The following is a 15,123-nucleotide window of genomic DNA, read 5'->3' on the forward strand; positions in this document are numbered from 1 at the left end:
CGACTGTAAGCGCGGGTTGTGGGGCTTACCGGCAGTGATTGTGAAGAAACTGTGGACACTCACGGAGACCGCCGCCAATTAGGATTGTGGCCGTGAAGGAAAGTCGCGTACCGCGTTCCGCTGCCAGATTGTCGCTGGCTGTGCTGGGTTTGGCCGTCGCCACAGGTCTTGCGGGCTGCGGGCAGACGGGCGGGAAGGCGGTTCCGGCAGCATCAACTTCAGCCTCATCCACGTCGGTGTCGTCGACATCAACCACATCGTCAGCCGCCCCGTCATCGCCGGTCGCGTCGGCGTCATCACCGCTCGAATCCGAGAAGGCATTCGTGTTTATCACTGCTGCATGCGGGGGTCCGGCGGTGATCAACCTGCACCAAACCAGCGAGATGCTCAGTCGTGCCAAGGAGTGGGCTATGTGTATGGGGCAGCCCGGATCACCATCTACATACGTCGCCGTCTACGCCACGCCGACTGATCTGGCCGTCGACACACCGCATCTCAAGGGTAAGTATCGATATGCGACCCACACCGATGAGACTGGAATGGCATGGTTGTTTCTCGTGGAAGGCACGGACGCGTCACCCTTGCGCCCGCTCGAACGACACGGCTTCACGCTGCAATGACCGCGTCAAACTTCCGCATATAACCCCACGAGGAGGCAGTAACCTGTCTATAGACAGGTCAGGGGGCTATAGACAGGTCAGGGGGACCGATGTACGTTGATTCCGATCTGCTGCGGATGGGCGCAGCCTTCGCCCAGAGCGCCGGCGCTATCGCGCATGAAGGGGCGAGCCGTTTTGCTGATGCCTCGATATCAGCGGGCATCTTCGGGGATTTCGATGACGCCCACGACTTCCACCGATCACTCGTCGACTGCCACGAAACCCATACGACCACGCTGAGTGGTTTCCGTTCAGTTCTGGATTCGCTGGCGGAACGCACCAACTCAGCCGCAACGATTTTTGAGGTTCAGGATGCAGCGGGGGCAAGCTCGATCAATACGGCAGCCGATTCGATCTAGCCCGCATGTCGATTGAGCTAAAACACCTCAGCATCCAAGAATTGGTCAGTGCCGCCGGCGGTGACCCATGGCAAATGGACAGTGCCATCCAAAGCGGCGCGCCCGGTGAAATTGACGAGTTGGCAACCGCATTCAGAAATGCGAGTGGATGTCTTACCGAGACCGAACATGATTTCACTATCGCCAAACAGCGCTTCGGATCAGCGTGGGACCGCCAGGACGGTGGCGGTCACCCGATCAACGACGCCGCCGAAGTAGTTCGCGTTACGGATAGTCTCCACCTCAGCAAATTGCAGATCTCTAAGCTCGCGGTCAGCCTTGAGAGCATTGCTGCCGCACTAGCGCAGTCCCAGCGCAGCTCCGCCACCTCGATATCTCTCTTGGAAGGCGCACTGAAGTCCTACGACCTTCAGATCGATGCGCGGATCGAGGAAGCGTCCAGGGCAGGCAAGAACGCGGAGTGGGAGGATCTCAAGCGTGCCGCGGAAAGTCGCACTCGGACCGCAGTCGACGAAGCCAAGGCAATCCGTACGGCCTACACAGACGAACTCAGCAAGGCCCGGACCGCGATGGTCGCCGAAGGCTACGCAGCCGACCCCACTACGGGAGCCGATGGCATCGGCACTGCGCCCGTGCAGTCAGCGCCCGACAAGTACGGCGCCAGCCAACGTGCTGCCGACGAAGCTCTCGTAAATGCGCCCGGAGCGTGGACGCCTGAAAAGCAGGCCGCGTCTAACCGACTGCGCGACTTTGCAACCGCCACCAATCCAAATGCCACGCCGGAAGCGAAGCGCTACGCGAGCGAACGACTCGATGATTTCACGACGGCCCAAACCGCGGGTCCATTGCCGACCGATCCGGTACTGGGCGGCGACGCTCGCACGCGCGCTCGCGCTCGTTTGGAATTGCAGTCGAAACTGGAGCACGGTGTGCTCGACAAGCCTGGTCTGACACCAGATCAAGCGACTGCAGCCATGGACCAATCCGAGGCACAGGCCCGCACGATGGTCATCGCCCGAGTGCAGGAGCAACTTCAGCAGGCAGGCATGTCACCACAAGGGGCAGCCCAAGCTGCTGCGGGCATGTCGCACGGCCAGATTCCAAAGGAGCTGGTCGAGGGAGCGTCACTCGCCGGGAAACCAATCTCGGGCGCGAAGGAAGCATTCGATCGGACCGCCGACTCCTTGCCAACTGGTAGCCATTGGAACGAGTCAGTTAAAACCTATTCATCTAGCGATGTCGAAGCCCTGAAGAAAATCGGAGGCAAGCTCGGCGTCGTCGGCAACTTGGTGGACGTCGGAGTGGGGCTATATGAGTGGCAACACGGGATGCCAGCTGGGCAAGTTGTCGCCAAGACCGCCGGCGGCATGGGTGCTGCATATGCCGGTGGCCAGTTAGGGGCCTGGCTCGGTGCGCCTGCCGGCCCAGTAGGAGCTTTTGCCGGCGCATTTGTTTTCGGCACGATAGGTGCCTACTACGGCGAGCAGTGGACGAGTGATGTGTACAAATCAATAGCCGGATCCCCATGAGCGACCTGGTCCTGGTCCCAGCATTCGTCGGGCTTGCCATGATGTTGCTCGCCGTCTTCCGCTCCTCCGAATCGAGCCCCCGCATCTTCTGGATTGGCGCCGCTGTCACAACGATCTCGGCCTTTTTCATCGGTTTACCGCGCGGCTGGAGATCAGGGCTCGGCGGCGGCGCGTGTGTCGTCGCCGCCGTAGTCATTACCGCATATCTCTACACTCCGTTCCTGAACATCCGCGGAAAGATCCGTACCTTCTACAGCGATCGCACTCAACCCTACGGTGCTGGCGTAACCACCCCAAAGGCGTGGTGGCAATTGCTGCTCGCAGTCGCGGTTTTCATGTACCCAGTGCTCGCGTTCATGACCGGAAGAGGCGGACCGGGCCAAACGACAGTGTCCCTGGGCGTGGCGATTGCTGCCGGAATCAGCTTCGGCTACCGAGACCGGTTCTTGCACAACCCAATTGCAGCAGGTCAACGCATCCAGTTCGCGCTCGTCTCCCTGATGACGCTCGGCGTGTTCCCGATCTGCTACCTAGGGGCGTATTACGGCAGCCGGCGAATCATCGCGAAAAACGAAGCGTACGGACGACACTCGCATCGAACGTGAGCTCTTGTGTGCGACAAATCGCTAGTTTCTCGCACACAAGCTCACCTTCGGCGGGAATACCTAAGCCCGCTGGCTCGACACCGAAATGATCTCACCGGTCAGGTAACTGGAGTAGTCACTGGCCAAATACGCGATGGTGGTGGCGATTTCCCACGGCTCGGCGGCACGGCCGAATGCCTCGTCGGAGGACAGCCGGTCCAGCAGCGCGGCATCGGCCGACTTCTCCAGGAACTTGTGCCGCGCGATGCTCGGGGACACCGCGTTGATCCGCACCCCGTACTCGACGGCTTCGATTGCGCTGCAACGGGTCAGGGCCATCACCCCGGCCTTGGCGGCGGCGTAGTGCGACTGCGAGTGCTGGGCGCGCCAGCCCAGGACACTGGCGTTGTTGACGATCACACCACCGTGCTCGACGCCGCGGAAGTACCGCAGCGCCGCCCGGGTCGCGCGCATCACCGAGTTCAGGGTGACGTTCAGGACGCGGTCCCACTCGTCGTCGGTCATGTCGACCAGCGGTGTCTCGCCACCGAGGCCGGCGTTGTTGACCAGGACGTCCAGGCGGCCCATCTTTTCGACGGCCGCGGTGATCAGCGCGTCGACGGCTTCGGTCGACGTCACGTCGCAGACGACGGCCTCGACCTTGCCCAGGCCGAGTGCGGCCAGCTGATCGCGGGTCTCGCTCAGACGACGCTCGTGGTAGTCCGACACCACAACATCGGCACCTTCGAGAAGCGCACGACGCGCGGTCGACGAGCCGATGCCGGTGCCGGCGGCGGCCGTCACGAGGACGACCTTGCCCTTGAGCAGGCCGTGACCCTCAACCTCGGTGGGAGCTACAGACAGATCCATCAGCCCTTGGCCTCTCGGGGTAGGCCGAGCACGCGCTCGGCGATGATGTTGCGCTGAATTTCGTTCGACCCGCCGTAGATGGTGTCCGAACGCGAGAACAAGAAAAGCCGCTGCCACTCGTCGAACTCGCCACCCGGCAGCGTCAAACCGGCCATGCCCTGAACCTCCATGGCGATCTCACCGAGCGCACAGCGTCGATGACGTACGCCTCAGATGCAGCCATTCTCAACTCCTCTTTCTGGGAAATTTGTTAGGTACCAACGTTTTTGGTCGGATCGGTAATTTCCCCGAGCACAATCGCCAAGTACTGTTCGCCCACCTGATCAGCGGTCAGTGGGCCACCGGGCTGATGCCACCGCACCGATACCCAGGTGGTGTCACGGATGAACCGGTAGACCAGGTCGACATCGAGGTAGGGACGGAAAACCCGTGTGCCATGCCCTCAGTGAGAATGTCGACCCACATCTTGCGCTGTTGTCGATTGCGCTCGTCGACGAAGTCGAATTGCGGCGCGGAACCGAGTCGCTTCGCCTCGTCCTGGTAGATCACGACCTGCGCGTGCCGGTGCTCGATCGCATCGAACGACGCCATGAACAAGCCCTTGAGCCGTTCCATCGGGTCGGACTCGGTGTCGATGATCTGCTGGTACTTGGCGAACAGCCAGTCGAGGAAATCAAGCATGATCTCCTCGACCATCTGTTCCTTCGACTTGAAGTGGTGGTAGAGGCTTCCGGACAGGATTCCCGCGGAGTCGGCGATGTCGCGAACGGTGGTCGCCTTCAGGCCACGCTCAGCGAACATCGCCGCGGCGAGCTCAAGGAGCTCGTCGCGCCTGCTCGCGGGTTGGCCGGGCGATTCGGACGGCAGGGCCGCAGCATAGCAACCAAGCGCTTGTTAGGGCGGGTCGGGCCGGTGTTGACTTGGCCACTACGTACACAAAGATCGAGTGCTCACCTGGGTCGCTCACGTTGAGGCGATCGCCGCCCTGAGGGCTGGCGAGGTCACGCGCGCGGTTCTCGACCGCGACCGATAGATGGGGGTGCGCAAAGCGTCTGGCACTTCGATTCGAGCCCTATGATTGCGCGCAGCACGATTTGAAATGGATGCGACGATCTTGTCGCAATTAGGCGGGCATTTTCATGTGTGGCTGGATCGCGATCTCGCGAGCCTGACCTGGTGGCGGACCCTCTCGATCAGATGATCGCCTGCTCCTGCAAGCTCGCGATCCGCGCCGCGTCATAGCCCAGTTCGCCCAGTATCTCTGCGTTGTGCTCGCCGATCAGCGGCGGCGGGCGGCGGATCGTCGCAGGCGTCGCGCCCATGCCCGCCAGCGGGCTGCCGATCAGGTCGACCGATCCGGCGGCGGCCCACATGTGCGGAGTCGTGGCGCGCAGGCCCCGGTGCTGCACCTGCGGATCATCCCAGACCTCCGCTAGATCGTTATAGCGCGCGGCCGGGATGCCCACGCTGTCGAACTTCGCCTGAAGCTCCTCCGTCGTGAACTGCCGGCTCCACACGTTGATGATGTCGATCAACTCCGCGCGATTGATCTTGGCCCGCTTGGCGTTGGTGTCGAAGCGCGGGTCGTCGTAGAGCTCGGGCTGGCCCATCAACTCCGACATACGCCGCCAGTGGGCGTCGCTGCCGGCCGTTATGTACGTCATGCCGTCGCTCGCATGGATGAGGTCAGCGGGGCCGCCGCCGTTGCCGCCATTGCCCAGCCGCTCCGCCTGGACGCCGTTGATGAGATAGTCCTGCATGATGTGGCAGATCATCGCCACGGAACTGTCAAGCAGCGCCATGTCGATGTGCTGGCCCTCGCCCGTGCTGTTGCGATGGTTCAGCGCGGCGAGGATCGCGATGGCGCTGTTGTGGCCGGTCACGAAATCGACCAGGCTCGGACCGGCCTTCACCGGACCCGCGCCGGGCTGGCCTTCGGGGATTCCGGTCACGGCCATCATGCCGCCGCTCGCCTGGAACAACCCGTCGTAGCCCGCGCGCGCCGCCATCGGCCCGGTCTGACCAAAGCCGGTGATCGAGCAATAGATGAGGCGAGGATTGATCGCCTTCAGGCTCTCGTAGTCCAGCCCGAACCGCTTGAGGTCGCCGACCTTGTAATTCTCGATCAGGATGTCCGCGGTCTTGACCAGGGCACGCAGGATGTCCTGCCCCTCCGGCTTGGAGTGGTTGACCGTGATCGACCGCTTGTTGCGGTTCGACGCGGTGAAGAAGCCGGACTGGCGAAGGTCCTTGCCATCCTTGCCCTCGACCGAGGCAAGACCGTAACCGCGCCCTTCGTCACCGCTGCCCGGTCGCTCCACCTTGATGACGTCAGCGCCGAGGTCGCCCAGTATCTGCGCGCTGATCGGGCCGGCGAAGACGCGGGTCATGTCGATGACCCGGATACCCTCCAGGGCAAGCTGTGTCGTGCTCATGATCTCCTGCTACTCCAATTAGGCGGGCAAGGGCATATATCCGAACCTCGCGGCCGGATGAAAACTACGCCCGCTGGCTCGACACCGAAATGATCTCACCGGTCAGGTAACTGGAGTAGTCACTGGCCAAATACGCGATGGTGGTGGCGATTTCCCACGGCTCGGCGGCACGGCCGAATGCCTCGTCGGAGGACAGCCGGTCCAGCAGCGCGGCATCGGCCGACTTCTCCAGGAACTTGTGCCGCGCGATGCTCGGGGACACCGCGTTGATCCGCACCCCGTACTCGACGGCTTCGATTGCGCTGCAACGGGTCAGGGCCATCACCCCGGCCTTGGCGGCGGCGTAGTGCGACTGCGAGTGTTGCGCACGCCAGCCGAGGACACTGGCGTTGTTGACGATCACGCCGCCGTGCTCGACGCCACGGAAGTACCGCAGCGCCGCGCGGGTCGCGCGCATGACCGAGTTGAGGGTGACGTTGAGGACGCGGTCCCACTCGTCGTCAGTCATGTCAACCAGAGGGGTCTCCCCGCCCAGACCGGCGTTGTTGACCAGCACGTCCAGCCGGCCCATCTTCTCGACGGCCGCGGTGATCATGTCGTCGACAGCCTCGGTGGAGGTCACGTCGCAGACGACGGCCTCGACCTTGCCCAGGCCGAGTGCGGCCAGCTGGTCGCGGGTCTCGTTCAGACGACGCTCGTGGTAGTCCGACACCACAACATCGGCACCTTCGAGAAGCGCACGACGCGCGGTCGACGAGCCGATGCCGGTGCCGGCGGCGGCCGTGACCAGGACGACCTTGCCCTTCAGCAGGCCGTGACCCTCAACCTCGGTGGGAGCTACAGACAGATCCATCAGCCCTTGGCCTCTCGGGGTAGGCCGAGCACGCGCTCGGCGATGATGTTGCGCTGAATTTCGTTCGACCCGCCGTAGATGGTGTCCGAACGCGAGAACAAGAAAAGCCGCTGCCACTCGTCGAACTCGCCACCCGGCAGCGTCAAACCGGCCATGCCCTGAACCTCCATGGCGATCTCGCCGAGTTCACGATGCCAGTTGGCCCACAACAGCTTTGACACGTTGTCCTGGCCGGGCTGCTCGACGTCCATGGTCGCCATCGCATAGGACCGCATGGCCCGCAGGCCGGTCCACGACTCCGTCAGCTTGTGGCGGATCAGCGGATCATCGATGGCGCCGGTGGTCTTGGCCACGCCGATCAGGCCCTCGAGCTCGCGCTTGTAGCGGATCTGCTGCCCCAGCGTGGAAACCCCGCGCTCGAAGGTCAGGGTCGCCATCGCCACGCCCCAGCCCTGTCCGGGCTCGCCGACGACGAGCGACGCCTCGGTCCGGGCGTCGTCGAAGAACACCTCGTTGAACTCGGAGTCGCCGGTCAGCTGGACGATCGGGCGGATCTCGACGCCCGGTTGGTCCAGCGGCACCAACAGATAGGAGAGGCCGTGGTGACGCTTGGAGCCCTTTTCGGTGCGGGCCACCACGAAGCACCACTGCGCCCAGTGCGCCAGCGAGGTCCAAACTTTCTGACCGTTGATCAACCACTCGTCGCCGACGAGCTCAGCCGACGTCGACACGTTGGCAAGGTCGCTACCGGCACCGGGCTCGGAGTAACCCTGGGCCCACAGCTCGGTGACATTGAGAATGTTCGGCAGGAAGCGCTTCTTCTGTTCTTCGGTGCCGTACGCGATGAGCGTCGGCCCGAGCAGTTCCTCACCGAGGTGGTTGACCTTGTCCGGGGCGTCCGCCTTGGCGTACTCCTCATAGAAGGCGACGCGGTGCGCGACCGACAGGCCGCGGCCACCATGCTCCTCCGGCCAGCCCAGGCAGGTCAGCCCCGCCGCGGCCAGATGCTGGTTCCATGCGCGTCGTTCTTCGTATGCCTCGTGCTCACGACCGGGGCCACCAAGGCCTTTGAGAGCTGCGAATTCACCGACGAGGTTGTCGGCAAGCCATTGCCGGACCTCGGCCCGGAACGTCTGGACCTCTATCACCCTTGTAGGCTAACCTACCAAGCACTTGCTTTGTTAGAGGGAGTTCCGATGAGTGGATCCGACGGCACCCAGCAGCCCGGTCCGCATACCTACACCAAAGAACATCTGGCGAACTTCAAGACCCCGCGATCGGTGGCGTTCCTGGACGCCCTGCCGCGCAACCCTGGAGGAAAAGTGGTCAAGCCTTCGCTTCGAGAGATGAGATGAGTCGATAGATGGACCTGACATTCGACGACGAGACAGAAGAATTCCGGGCCGAGGTCCGCGACTTCTTGGCGTCCAACAAGGACAAGTTCCCCACCAAGTCGTACGACACCCTCGAGGGCTTCGAGCAGCACCGGGTCTGGGACAAGGTACTTTTCGACGCCGGCCTGTCGGTCATCGCGTGGCCCAAGGAGTACGGCGGCCGCGACGCCACCATGCTGCAGTGGGTGGTGTACGAGGAGGAGTACTTCAAAGCCGGTGCCCCCGGCCGGGCCTCCGCCAACGGCACCGCGATGCTGGCGCCGACCCTGTTCGCGCACGGCACCAAGGAGCAACTGCAGCGCGTGCTGCCGAAAATGGCCTCCGGCGAAGAGATCTGGGCCCAGGCCTGGTCCGAGCCCGAGTCCGGCAGCGACCTGGCTTCCCTGCGCTCGACCGCGACCAAGGTCGACGGCGGCTGGAAGCTCAACGGCCAGAAGATCTGGAGCTCGCGCGCCCCGTTCGGCGAGCGCGGCTTCGGTCTGTTCCGCTCCGACCCGCAAGCCCAGCGGCACAAGGGTCTCACCTACTTCATGTTCGACCTGACGGCGCCGGGCATCACGGTCCGCCCCATCGCCCAACTGGGCGGTGAAACCGGCTTCGGTGAAATCTTCCTCGACGACGTGTTCGTCCCCGACGAGGACGTCATCGGTCAGGTGCATGGCGGCTGGACCGCCGCCATGAGCACCTCGAGCAACGAGCGCGGCATGTCCCTGCGCAGCCCGGCCCGCTTCGTCGCCCCGGCCGAACGCCTTGTCGCGCAATGGAAGGTCGACCAGAACCCGGCCTACGCCGAGCGCGTCGCCGACGCCTGGATCAAGGCCCAGGCCTACCGCCTGCACACCTTCGGCACCGTCACCCGGCTCGCCAATGGTGGCGAACTGGGCGCCGAGTCCTCGGTGACCAAGGTGTTCTGGTCCGACCTGGACGTCGCCCTGCACCAGACCGCACTGGACCTGCGCGGCGCCGACGCCGAGCTGTACGACCACTGGACCGAAGGATTGCTGTTCGCCCTGGGCGGCCCGATCTACGCCGGTACCAACGAAATTCAGCGCAACATCATCGCCGAGCGCCTGCTGGGCCTGCCCCGCAAATAAGAGGGATTGTTCACGTGTTCTTTGAATTGGACGAGTCGCAGCGCGATTTCGCTGCGAGCATCGACGCCGCGCTGGGCGCGGCAGACGTGCCCGCCGCTGTTCGGGCGTGGGGCGGGGTCGAGAAGGCGGCCGACGCCGCTCCCGGCCGGAAGATCTGGTCAACCCTGGCTGAGCTGGGCGTCACCGCGCTGAACGTGCCGGAAGAGTTCGACGGCATCGGCGCACACCCGGTGGATCTGGTTGTCGCCCTTGAGCGTCTGGGCTACTGGGCCGTGCCGGGTCCGGTCACCGAATCGATCGCGGTGGCTCCTGTGCTGCTGGCATCAGAAGCCGGAGCTAAGCGGTCCGCAGAATTGGCTTCCGGTGAGCTCATCGCCACCGTCGCCCTGCCGCCGCTGGCCCCGCGGGCCGTCGACGCCGACACCGCCGGTCTGATCCTGCTGGCCGGTGAAGGTCAGGTGCAGGACGCCACTATCGGCGCTCAGCACCAGTCCGTCGACCCGGCCCGTCATCTGTTCGACGTCACCGCCACCGGCGAGGCTCAACCAGCCGACACCGCAAAGGCTTTCGAGTTCGGCGCGCTGGCCACCGCGGCGCAGCTGGTCGGCGCCGGCCAGGCGATGCTCGACATGGCTGTCGCGTATGCCAAGCAGCGCACCCAGTTCGGCACCGTGATCGGCTCCTACCAGGCCATCAAGCACAAGCTGGCCGACGTGCACATCGCCGTCGAGCTGGCCCGCCCGCTGGTCTACGGCGCCGCCCTGGCCCTTGCCGACGGTTCGCCGACGCTGGCCCGCGACGTCAGCGCCGCCAAGGTGGCCGCGGGCGAGGCCGCGCTGTTGGCGGCCCGCTCGTCGCTGCAGACCCACGGCGCCATCGGTTTCACCCAGGAACACGACCTGTCCCTGTTGCTGCTGCGCACACAGGCGCTGCGCTCGGCGTGGGGCGACTCGGCGTGGCACCGTACCCGCGTTCTGGAAGGACTGTGACTGTGAGCGAAGAACGGGAGATGCTGCGCGCCACCGTCGCAGCGCTGGTCGAGAAGCATGCGGGCCCTGAGGCCGTGCGGGCCGCCATCGAGTCCGAGAAGGGCTACGACGAGAAGCTCTGGCAGATGCTGTGCGAGCAGGTCGGCGCCGCGGCGCTGGTCGTGCCCGAAGAACTCGGCGGCGCCGGTGGCGAATTGGGCGACGCCGCAGTCGTTCTCGAAGAGCTGGCCAAGGGTCTGGTCCCGACGCCGCTGCTCGGCACCACACTGGCCGAACTGGCCCTGCTCGCCGTCGGCGAGGAAGAGGCACTGGAAGGCCTGGCCGAGGGAACCTCCATCGGCACCGTCGTTTTCGACGCCGGCTACGTCATCAACGGCGACGTCGCCGACGTGGTCATCGCGGTGCAGGACGGCCAGCTGAGCCGCTGGACCGACAACACCGTGACCCCGGCCTCCGCCATGGACCCGACCCGTCGGCTCGCCGCGGTCAGCCCGGGCAGCGCCACCGCTCTCGGCACCGACCCCGGCTTGGCCGACACCGCGGCCATCCTGATGGCGGTCGAGCAGGTGGCCGCCGCGAGCCGCTGCCTGGACCTGACCGTCGCCTACTCCAAGGACCGCGTGCAGTTCGGCCGGCCGATCGGCAGCTTCCAGGCCCTCAAGCACCGGATGTCGGACCTGTACGTCAAGGTGTCGGCCGCCCGCTCGATCGTCGACGACGCCATCGCCGACCCGACTCCCACGAATGCGTCGCTGGCCCGGTACATGGCCACCGAGGCGTTCAATGCCGTTGCCGGCGAAGCGATCCAGATGCACGGCGGCATCGCCATCACCTGGGAGAGCGACATCCAGTTCTACTTCAAGCGGGCGCACGGCAGTGCGCAGCTGCTCGGGTCGTCGCGGGAGCACCTGCGTCGCCTCGAAGCCGAAGTGCTGGGCTGACTTCTACCTCGTCTAACGTCACAGCATGACCAATCCGGTAGCGCTGCGCGCGGGAATCCCACCGTTCTATGTGATGGACGTGTGGCTGGCCGCGGCCGAGCGCCAGCGCAGCCACGGCGACCTGGTGAACCTGTCGGCGGGACAACCCGCCGCACAGGCACCGGCGCCCATCCGCGCGGCGGCCGCCGAGGCGCTGGCGGGCGACAATCTCGGATACACCGTCGCGCTCGGCATCCCTGAGCTGCGTGAGGCCATCGCCAAGTCGTACCTCGACCGGTACGGCGTCGAGGTCGAGCCGGACGCGGTCGTCATCACCACCGGATCCACCGGCGGCTTCCTGCTGGCATTCCTGTCGTGCTTCGACATCGGCGACCGCGTCGCCGTCGCCAGCCCGGGCTATCCCTGTTACCGGAACATTCTGTCGGCCTTGGGCTGCGAGGTCGTCGAGGTGCCGTGCGGACCCGAAACCCGCTTCCACCCAACCATTTCCATGTTGGAACAACTGGACCCGCCGGTGAAGGGCTTGATCATCGCCAGCCCGAACAACCCGACCGGCACCGTGCTGCCGGCCGAGGAGCTGGCCGCCATCGCCACCTGGTGCGACGACAACTCCGTGCAGCTGATCAGCGACGAGCTCTACCACGGCCTCGTCTACGACGAGGCGCCCGCGACCAGCTGCGCCTGGGAGACCTCGCGCAACGCCATTGTGGTGAACAGCTTTTCGAAGTACTTCGCCATGACCGGATGGCGGCTGGGCTGGCTGCTGGTGCCCGAGCCGCTGCGCCGGGCCATCGATTGCCTGACCGGCAACTTCTCCATCTGCCCACCGACGCTGCCGCAGTACGCGGCCGTCGCGGCGTTCACGCCTGAGGCCATCGCCGAAGCCGATTCACTTGTGCATCACTATGCGGAGAACCGGTCGCTGCTGCTCACCGGACTGGCCGAGGTGGGGCTCGACAAACTCGCACCCGCCGATGGTGCGTTCTACGTGTACGCCGACATCTCGAAGTACTCGACGGACTCGCTCACGTTCTGCGAGGAGCTCCTGGCCGACACCGGTCTGGCGATCGCCCCCGGCGTGGATTTCGACACCCAGCACGGCGGATCGTTCGTGCGGTTGTCGTTCGCCGGGCCGAAGTCCGACATCGAAGAAGCGCTGCGCCGGCTGGGCCCCTGGCTCGCCGCCTACCGGCAGGGGTAGCTGTCGCGTTTGCCACACAAACGGCAACATCAAGGAGCAGGCCGGTACCATCGGTCCGCAATGTCCCAGGAAACCGACAACCCCGAACCGGAAGTTACCGACGACTTACCGGTGAATCGCGAGGGCCTCGAACGACACGGCATCAAGGTGTCCACGCCCATCGGTGAGATCGCCATCGCGATCTCGACGCCGCGCGGGGGTTTGGCGATCCCGAAGCGATTCGACCCGCTCGGCCTGGCCAACCGCGCCCTCGGCGTCGCCAAGTTCGGTTTCAAGCTGGCCGCCTGGGGTGGCGAGCAGATTGCGATCGCCACCAAGACCACCGTCGAAGCCATCGAGATGGCCCCCGAGCGCACGCCCGCTCCGGCACCGCAGAAACAGCAGAAACAGCCCGCCGCGCAGTCCCTGCACGGCAAGCTCGGCGGATTGCTCGACCGCGCCCTCGACCAGAGCACCGCCGATGGCCGCACCGAGCTCTACCACCGGCTGCTCGATCAGCTGGTCGCCGACGAGGCCCGCATCATCGGTGCGCTGTCCGACAACGAGTCGTCACCGCTGGTGAACATCTACCCGCGGAACCGCAGCGTCGCGACCCTGGAGAACGCGTGCCTCATCGGCCGCACCGCCAACGTCGCGCTGCCGCAGATGGTGCCGCAGTACGTCAGCCACCTGCTGGCCCTCGGGTTGGTCGAGACCGTCCCCGAAGACCCGGACCTGAAGGCCGACTACGAGATCCTCAGCGCCGAGTCGATGGTGTTGAAGGCCATCAAGGACGCATCACGGGGCCCCTTTCCGGCACGCGTCGAGAAGCTTGCGCTGCAGCTCTCGGAACTGGGCCGCGGGCTGTGGGAAGCGGCGATGCAGGACGAGTCCTGACTCACCCGACCAGGGCGCGCTCACTGTCCGCGCGATCCACGTCGGCCAGGTCGATCCCCTTGGTCTCGTGCGCGAACGCCAACGCCACCAGCGTCACCACGCAGGCCCCGGCCAGATAGATCGCGATCGGCACCGACGAGTGGTAGTCCTTCAGCAACCGCACCGCGATGATCGGCGCGAGTGATCCGGCGAAGATCGCCGTCACCTGATAGCCAAGGGACACACCGGAATAGCGCATGCGGGTCGGGAACATCTCCGACATCAGAGCGGGTTGCGGCGCGTACATGAACGCGTGCGCCACCAGGCCGGCGGTGATTGCGCTCATGATGACGAAGTAGTGCTTGCTGTCCATCATCGGGAACGCCACGAAGCCCCAGACGGCGGTGAGCAGCGTCCCGATCAGGTAGACGGGCCGGCGGCCGATGCGGTCAGAAAGCTTGCCCACCAACGGTATTACCACCAGGTGCACGGCGTGGGCCACCAGCAGATACCACAGGATCAGCGAAGTGCTCACGCCCGCATGCACTTTCAGGTAAGTGATCGAGAACGTCACCACCAGGTAGTACATGATGTTCTCGGCGAACCGCAGCCCCATGGCGGTCAGCACCTTGCCCGGGTAGTACCGGAGCACCTGGATGACGCTCAGCGACGATGCCTTCATCTGTTCCGCTTCCTGTTGCGCGGCAACGAAAATGGGGGCATCAGTGACCTTGGCCCGGATGTAGTAACCGACCAGAACCACCACCGCCGACAGCCAGAACGCCACCCGCCAGCCCCAGGACAGGAACGCCGACTCGGGCAACGTCCCGGTCAACGTGAGGAGCACGACGGTGGCCAGGATGTTGCCCACCGGCACCCCGGCCTGCGGCCAGCTGGACCAGAATCCGCGGCTCGGCGCGGGACTGTGCTCGGCGACCAGGAGCACGGCGCCGCCCCATTCGCCGCCGACCGCGAAGCCCTGGATGAACCGCAGCACCACCAGCAGGGCCGGAGCCCAGTAGCCGATCTGGCCATAAGTGGGCAGGCAGCCCATCAGGAAGGTGGATGCGCCGACCAGCAGCAGCGAGAACTGCAGCAGCGTCTTGCGGCCGAACTTGTCGCCGAAGTGGCCGAACACCACACCACCGAGCGGGCGTGCCACGAAGCCCACCGCGTAGGTGACGAAGGCCGCGAAGATGGCGTCGAGGTCACTGCCGCTCTGCCCGAAGAACACCTTGCTGAACACGATCGTGGCAGCGGTGCCGTACAGGAAGAACTCGTACCACTCCACGACGGTGCCGGCCATGGAAGCCAGGACGACCCGACGCAATCCGGACCGGATCGGCGCACTCATGGCGCG

The 15,123-nt window shown here is 65.0% G+C and carries 15 protein-coding genes and 2 pseudogenes; 10 read left to right on the top strand and 7 right to left on the bottom strand.

Features of this window, described 5'->3' with window-relative positions; translation table 11 throughout:
* The first annotated feature begins 92 nt into the window (after positions 1–92).
* The 4 genes from ACX12F_RS25755 to ACX12F_RS25770 all read left to right on the top strand — a co-directional run bounded on the left by ACX12F_RS25755 (position 93) and on the right by ACX12F_RS25770 (position 3,152).
* Positions 93–620, top strand: a complete 528-nt coding sequence (locus tag ACX12F_RS25755; RefSeq protein ID WP_459367097.1) for a hypothetical protein — start codon at positions 93–95, stop codon at positions 618–620.
* 89 nt (positions 621–709) lie between these two features.
* Complete coding sequence (locus tag ACX12F_RS25760) at positions 710–1,018, top strand: DUF2563 family protein (RefSeq protein WP_459367098.1); 309 nt, start codon at positions 710–712, stop codon at positions 1,016–1,018.
* A 5-nt stretch (positions 1,019–1,023) separates the two neighbouring features.
* Complete coding sequence (locus tag ACX12F_RS25765) at positions 1,024–2,547, top strand: putative alpha/beta hydrolase (protein WP_459367099.1); 1,524 nt, start codon at positions 1,024–1,026, stop codon at positions 2,545–2,547.
* Positions 2,544–3,152, top strand: a complete 609-nt coding sequence (locus ACX12F_RS25770; RefSeq protein WP_459367100.1) for a hypothetical protein — start codon at positions 2,544–2,546, stop codon at positions 3,150–3,152. Before ACX12F_RS25765 ends, ACX12F_RS25770 begins: the two co-directional genes overlap by 4 nt.
* 60 nt (positions 3,153–3,212) lie before the next feature.
* Here ACX12F_RS25770 and ipdF (ACX12F_RS25775) read toward each other — a convergent pair whose 3' ends face one another.
* The 6 genes and pseudogenes from ipdF (ACX12F_RS25775) to ipdE1 form a co-directional block, all read right to left on the bottom strand.
* On the bottom strand, positions 3,213–4,001 hold the full coding sequence (gene ipdF / locus ACX12F_RS25775) for a (5R,7aS)-5-hydroxy-7a-methyl-1-oxo-2,3,5,6,7,7a-hexahydro-1H-indene-carboxyl-CoA reductase (RefSeq protein WP_459367101.1): 789 nt from the start codon (positions 3,999–4,001) through the stop codon (positions 3,213–3,215).
* Positions 4,001–4,186, bottom strand: a pseudogene (locus ACX12F_RS25780) (acyl-CoA dehydrogenase family protein); the annotation flags it as partial. The pseudogene ACX12F_RS25780 and the gene ipdF (ACX12F_RS25775), both read right to left, overlap by 1 nt.
* Before the next feature lie 65 nt (positions 4,187–4,251).
* A pseudogene (locus ACX12F_RS25785) lies at positions 4,252–4,802 on the bottom strand (TetR/AcrR family transcriptional regulator).
* Between the two features lie 392 nt (positions 4,803–5,194).
* Positions 5,195–6,436, bottom strand: a complete 1,242-nt coding sequence (locus tag ACX12F_RS25790) for a CaiB/BaiF CoA transferase family protein (protein WP_459367102.1) — start codon at positions 6,434–6,436, stop codon at positions 5,195–5,197.
* Positions 6,437–6,500: 64 nt separating this feature from the next.
* Positions 6,501–7,289: a (5R,7aS)-5-hydroxy-7a-methyl-1-oxo-2,3,5,6,7,7a-hexahydro-1H-indene-carboxyl-CoA reductase gene (gene ipdF, locus ACX12F_RS25795; protein ID WP_459367103.1), complete on the bottom strand. Its 789-nt coding sequence runs from the start codon at positions 7,287–7,289 to the stop codon at positions 6,501–6,503.
* Entirely contained in the window at positions 7,289–8,437 is a 1,149-nt protein-coding gene (gene ipdE1 / locus ACX12F_RS25800; RefSeq protein ID WP_459367104.1) for an acyl-CoA dehydrogenase IpdE1, read from the bottom strand. The genes ipdF (ACX12F_RS25795) and ipdE1 overlap by 1 nt, the downstream gene beginning before the upstream one ends.
* Positions 8,438–8,485: 48 nt before the next feature.
* Between ipdE1 and ACX12F_RS25805 the strand changes: the two genes are divergently transcribed.
* From ACX12F_RS25805 to ACX12F_RS25830, 6 genes are read left to right on the top strand one after another with little or no spacing between them, the layout of a single operon-like run.
* Positions 8,486–8,644, top strand: a complete 159-nt coding sequence (locus tag ACX12F_RS25805; protein ID WP_459370580.1) for a hypothetical protein — start codon at positions 8,486–8,488, stop codon at positions 8,642–8,644.
* Between the two features lie 8 nt (positions 8,645–8,652).
* Complete coding sequence (locus tag ACX12F_RS25810) at positions 8,653–9,777, top strand: acyl-CoA dehydrogenase family protein (protein WP_459367105.1); 1,125 nt, start codon at positions 8,653–8,655, stop codon at positions 9,775–9,777.
* 14 nt (positions 9,778–9,791) lie between these two features.
* On the top strand, positions 9,792–10,766 hold the full coding sequence (locus ACX12F_RS25815) for an acyl-CoA dehydrogenase family protein (protein ID WP_459367106.1): 975 nt from the start codon (positions 9,792–9,794) through the stop codon (positions 10,764–10,766).
* Positions 10,767–10,768: 2 nt separating this feature from the next.
* Positions 10,769–11,707, top strand: coding sequence for an acyl-CoA dehydrogenase IpdE2 (gene ipdE2, locus ACX12F_RS25820; RefSeq protein WP_459367107.1), 939 nt, complete (start codon positions 10,769–10,771; stop codon positions 11,705–11,707).
* Positions 11,708–11,732: 25 nt separating this feature from the next.
* Positions 11,733–12,908 carry a pyridoxal phosphate-dependent aminotransferase gene (locus ACX12F_RS25825; RefSeq protein ID WP_459367108.1) on the top strand — a complete coding sequence of 392 codons (1,176 nt, stop codon included), beginning with the start codon at positions 11,733–11,735 and terminating at the stop codon, positions 12,906–12,908.
* A gap of 60 nt (positions 12,909–12,968) precedes the next feature.
* Positions 12,969–13,784: an Abi-alpha family protein gene (locus tag ACX12F_RS25830; protein ID WP_459367109.1), complete on the top strand. Its 816-nt coding sequence runs from the start codon at positions 12,969–12,971 to the stop codon at positions 13,782–13,784.
* Position 13,785: 1 nt separating this feature from the next.
* Here ACX12F_RS25830 and ACX12F_RS25835 read toward each other — a convergent pair whose 3' ends face one another.
* Positions 13,786–15,117 (bottom strand): MFS transporter, encoded by a 1,332-nt coding sequence (locus ACX12F_RS25835; protein ID WP_459367110.1) that lies wholly within the window; start codon positions 15,115–15,117, stop codon positions 13,786–13,788.
* Positions 15,118–15,123 lie beyond the last annotated feature (6 nt).

Source organism: Mycolicibacterium sp. HS_4_1 (assembly GCF_054515875.1).

Bases quoted from the DNA above. Each gene is read 5' to 3' on its own strand.
- ACX12F_RS25760 (WP_459367098.1), top strand. From the start codon at position 710: ATGTACGTTGATTCCGATCTGCTGCGGATGGGCGCAGCCTTCGCCCAG.
- ACX12F_RS25805 (WP_459370580.1), top strand. From the start codon at position 8,486: ATGAGTGGATCCGACGGCACCCAGCAGCCCGGTCCGCATACCTACACC.
- ACX12F_RS25765 (WP_459367099.1), top strand. From the start codon at position 1,024: ATGTCGATTGAGCTAAAACACCTCAGCATCCAAGAATTGGTCAGTGCC.
- ACX12F_RS25810 (WP_459367105.1), top strand. From the start codon at position 8,653: ATGGACCTGACATTCGACGACGAGACAGAAGAATTCCGGGCCGAGGTC.
- ACX12F_RS25790 (WP_459367102.1), bottom strand. From the start codon at position 6,436: ATGAGCACGACACAGCTTGCCCTGGAGGGTATCCGGGTCATCGACATG.
- ACX12F_RS25830 (WP_459367109.1), top strand. From the start codon at position 12,969: ATGTCCCAGGAAACCGACAACCCCGAACCGGAAGTTACCGACGACTTA.
- ipdF (WP_459367103.1), bottom strand. From the start codon at position 7,289: ATGGATCTGTCTGTAGCTCCCACCGAGGTTGAGGGTCACGGCCTGCTG.
- ACX12F_RS25835 (WP_459367110.1), bottom strand. From the start codon at position 15,117: ATGAGTGCGCCGATCCGGTCCGGATTGCGTCGGGTCGTCCTGGCTTCC.
- ipdF (WP_459367101.1), bottom strand. From the start codon at position 4,001: ATGGATCTGTCTGTAGCTCCCACCGAGGTTGAGGGTCACGGCCTGCTC.
- ACX12F_RS25770 (WP_459367100.1), top strand. From the start codon at position 2,544: ATGAGCGACCTGGTCCTGGTCCCAGCATTCGTCGGGCTTGCCATGATG.
- ACX12F_RS25825 (WP_459367108.1), top strand. From the start codon at position 11,733: ATGACCAATCCGGTAGCGCTGCGCGCGGGAATCCCACCGTTCTATGTG.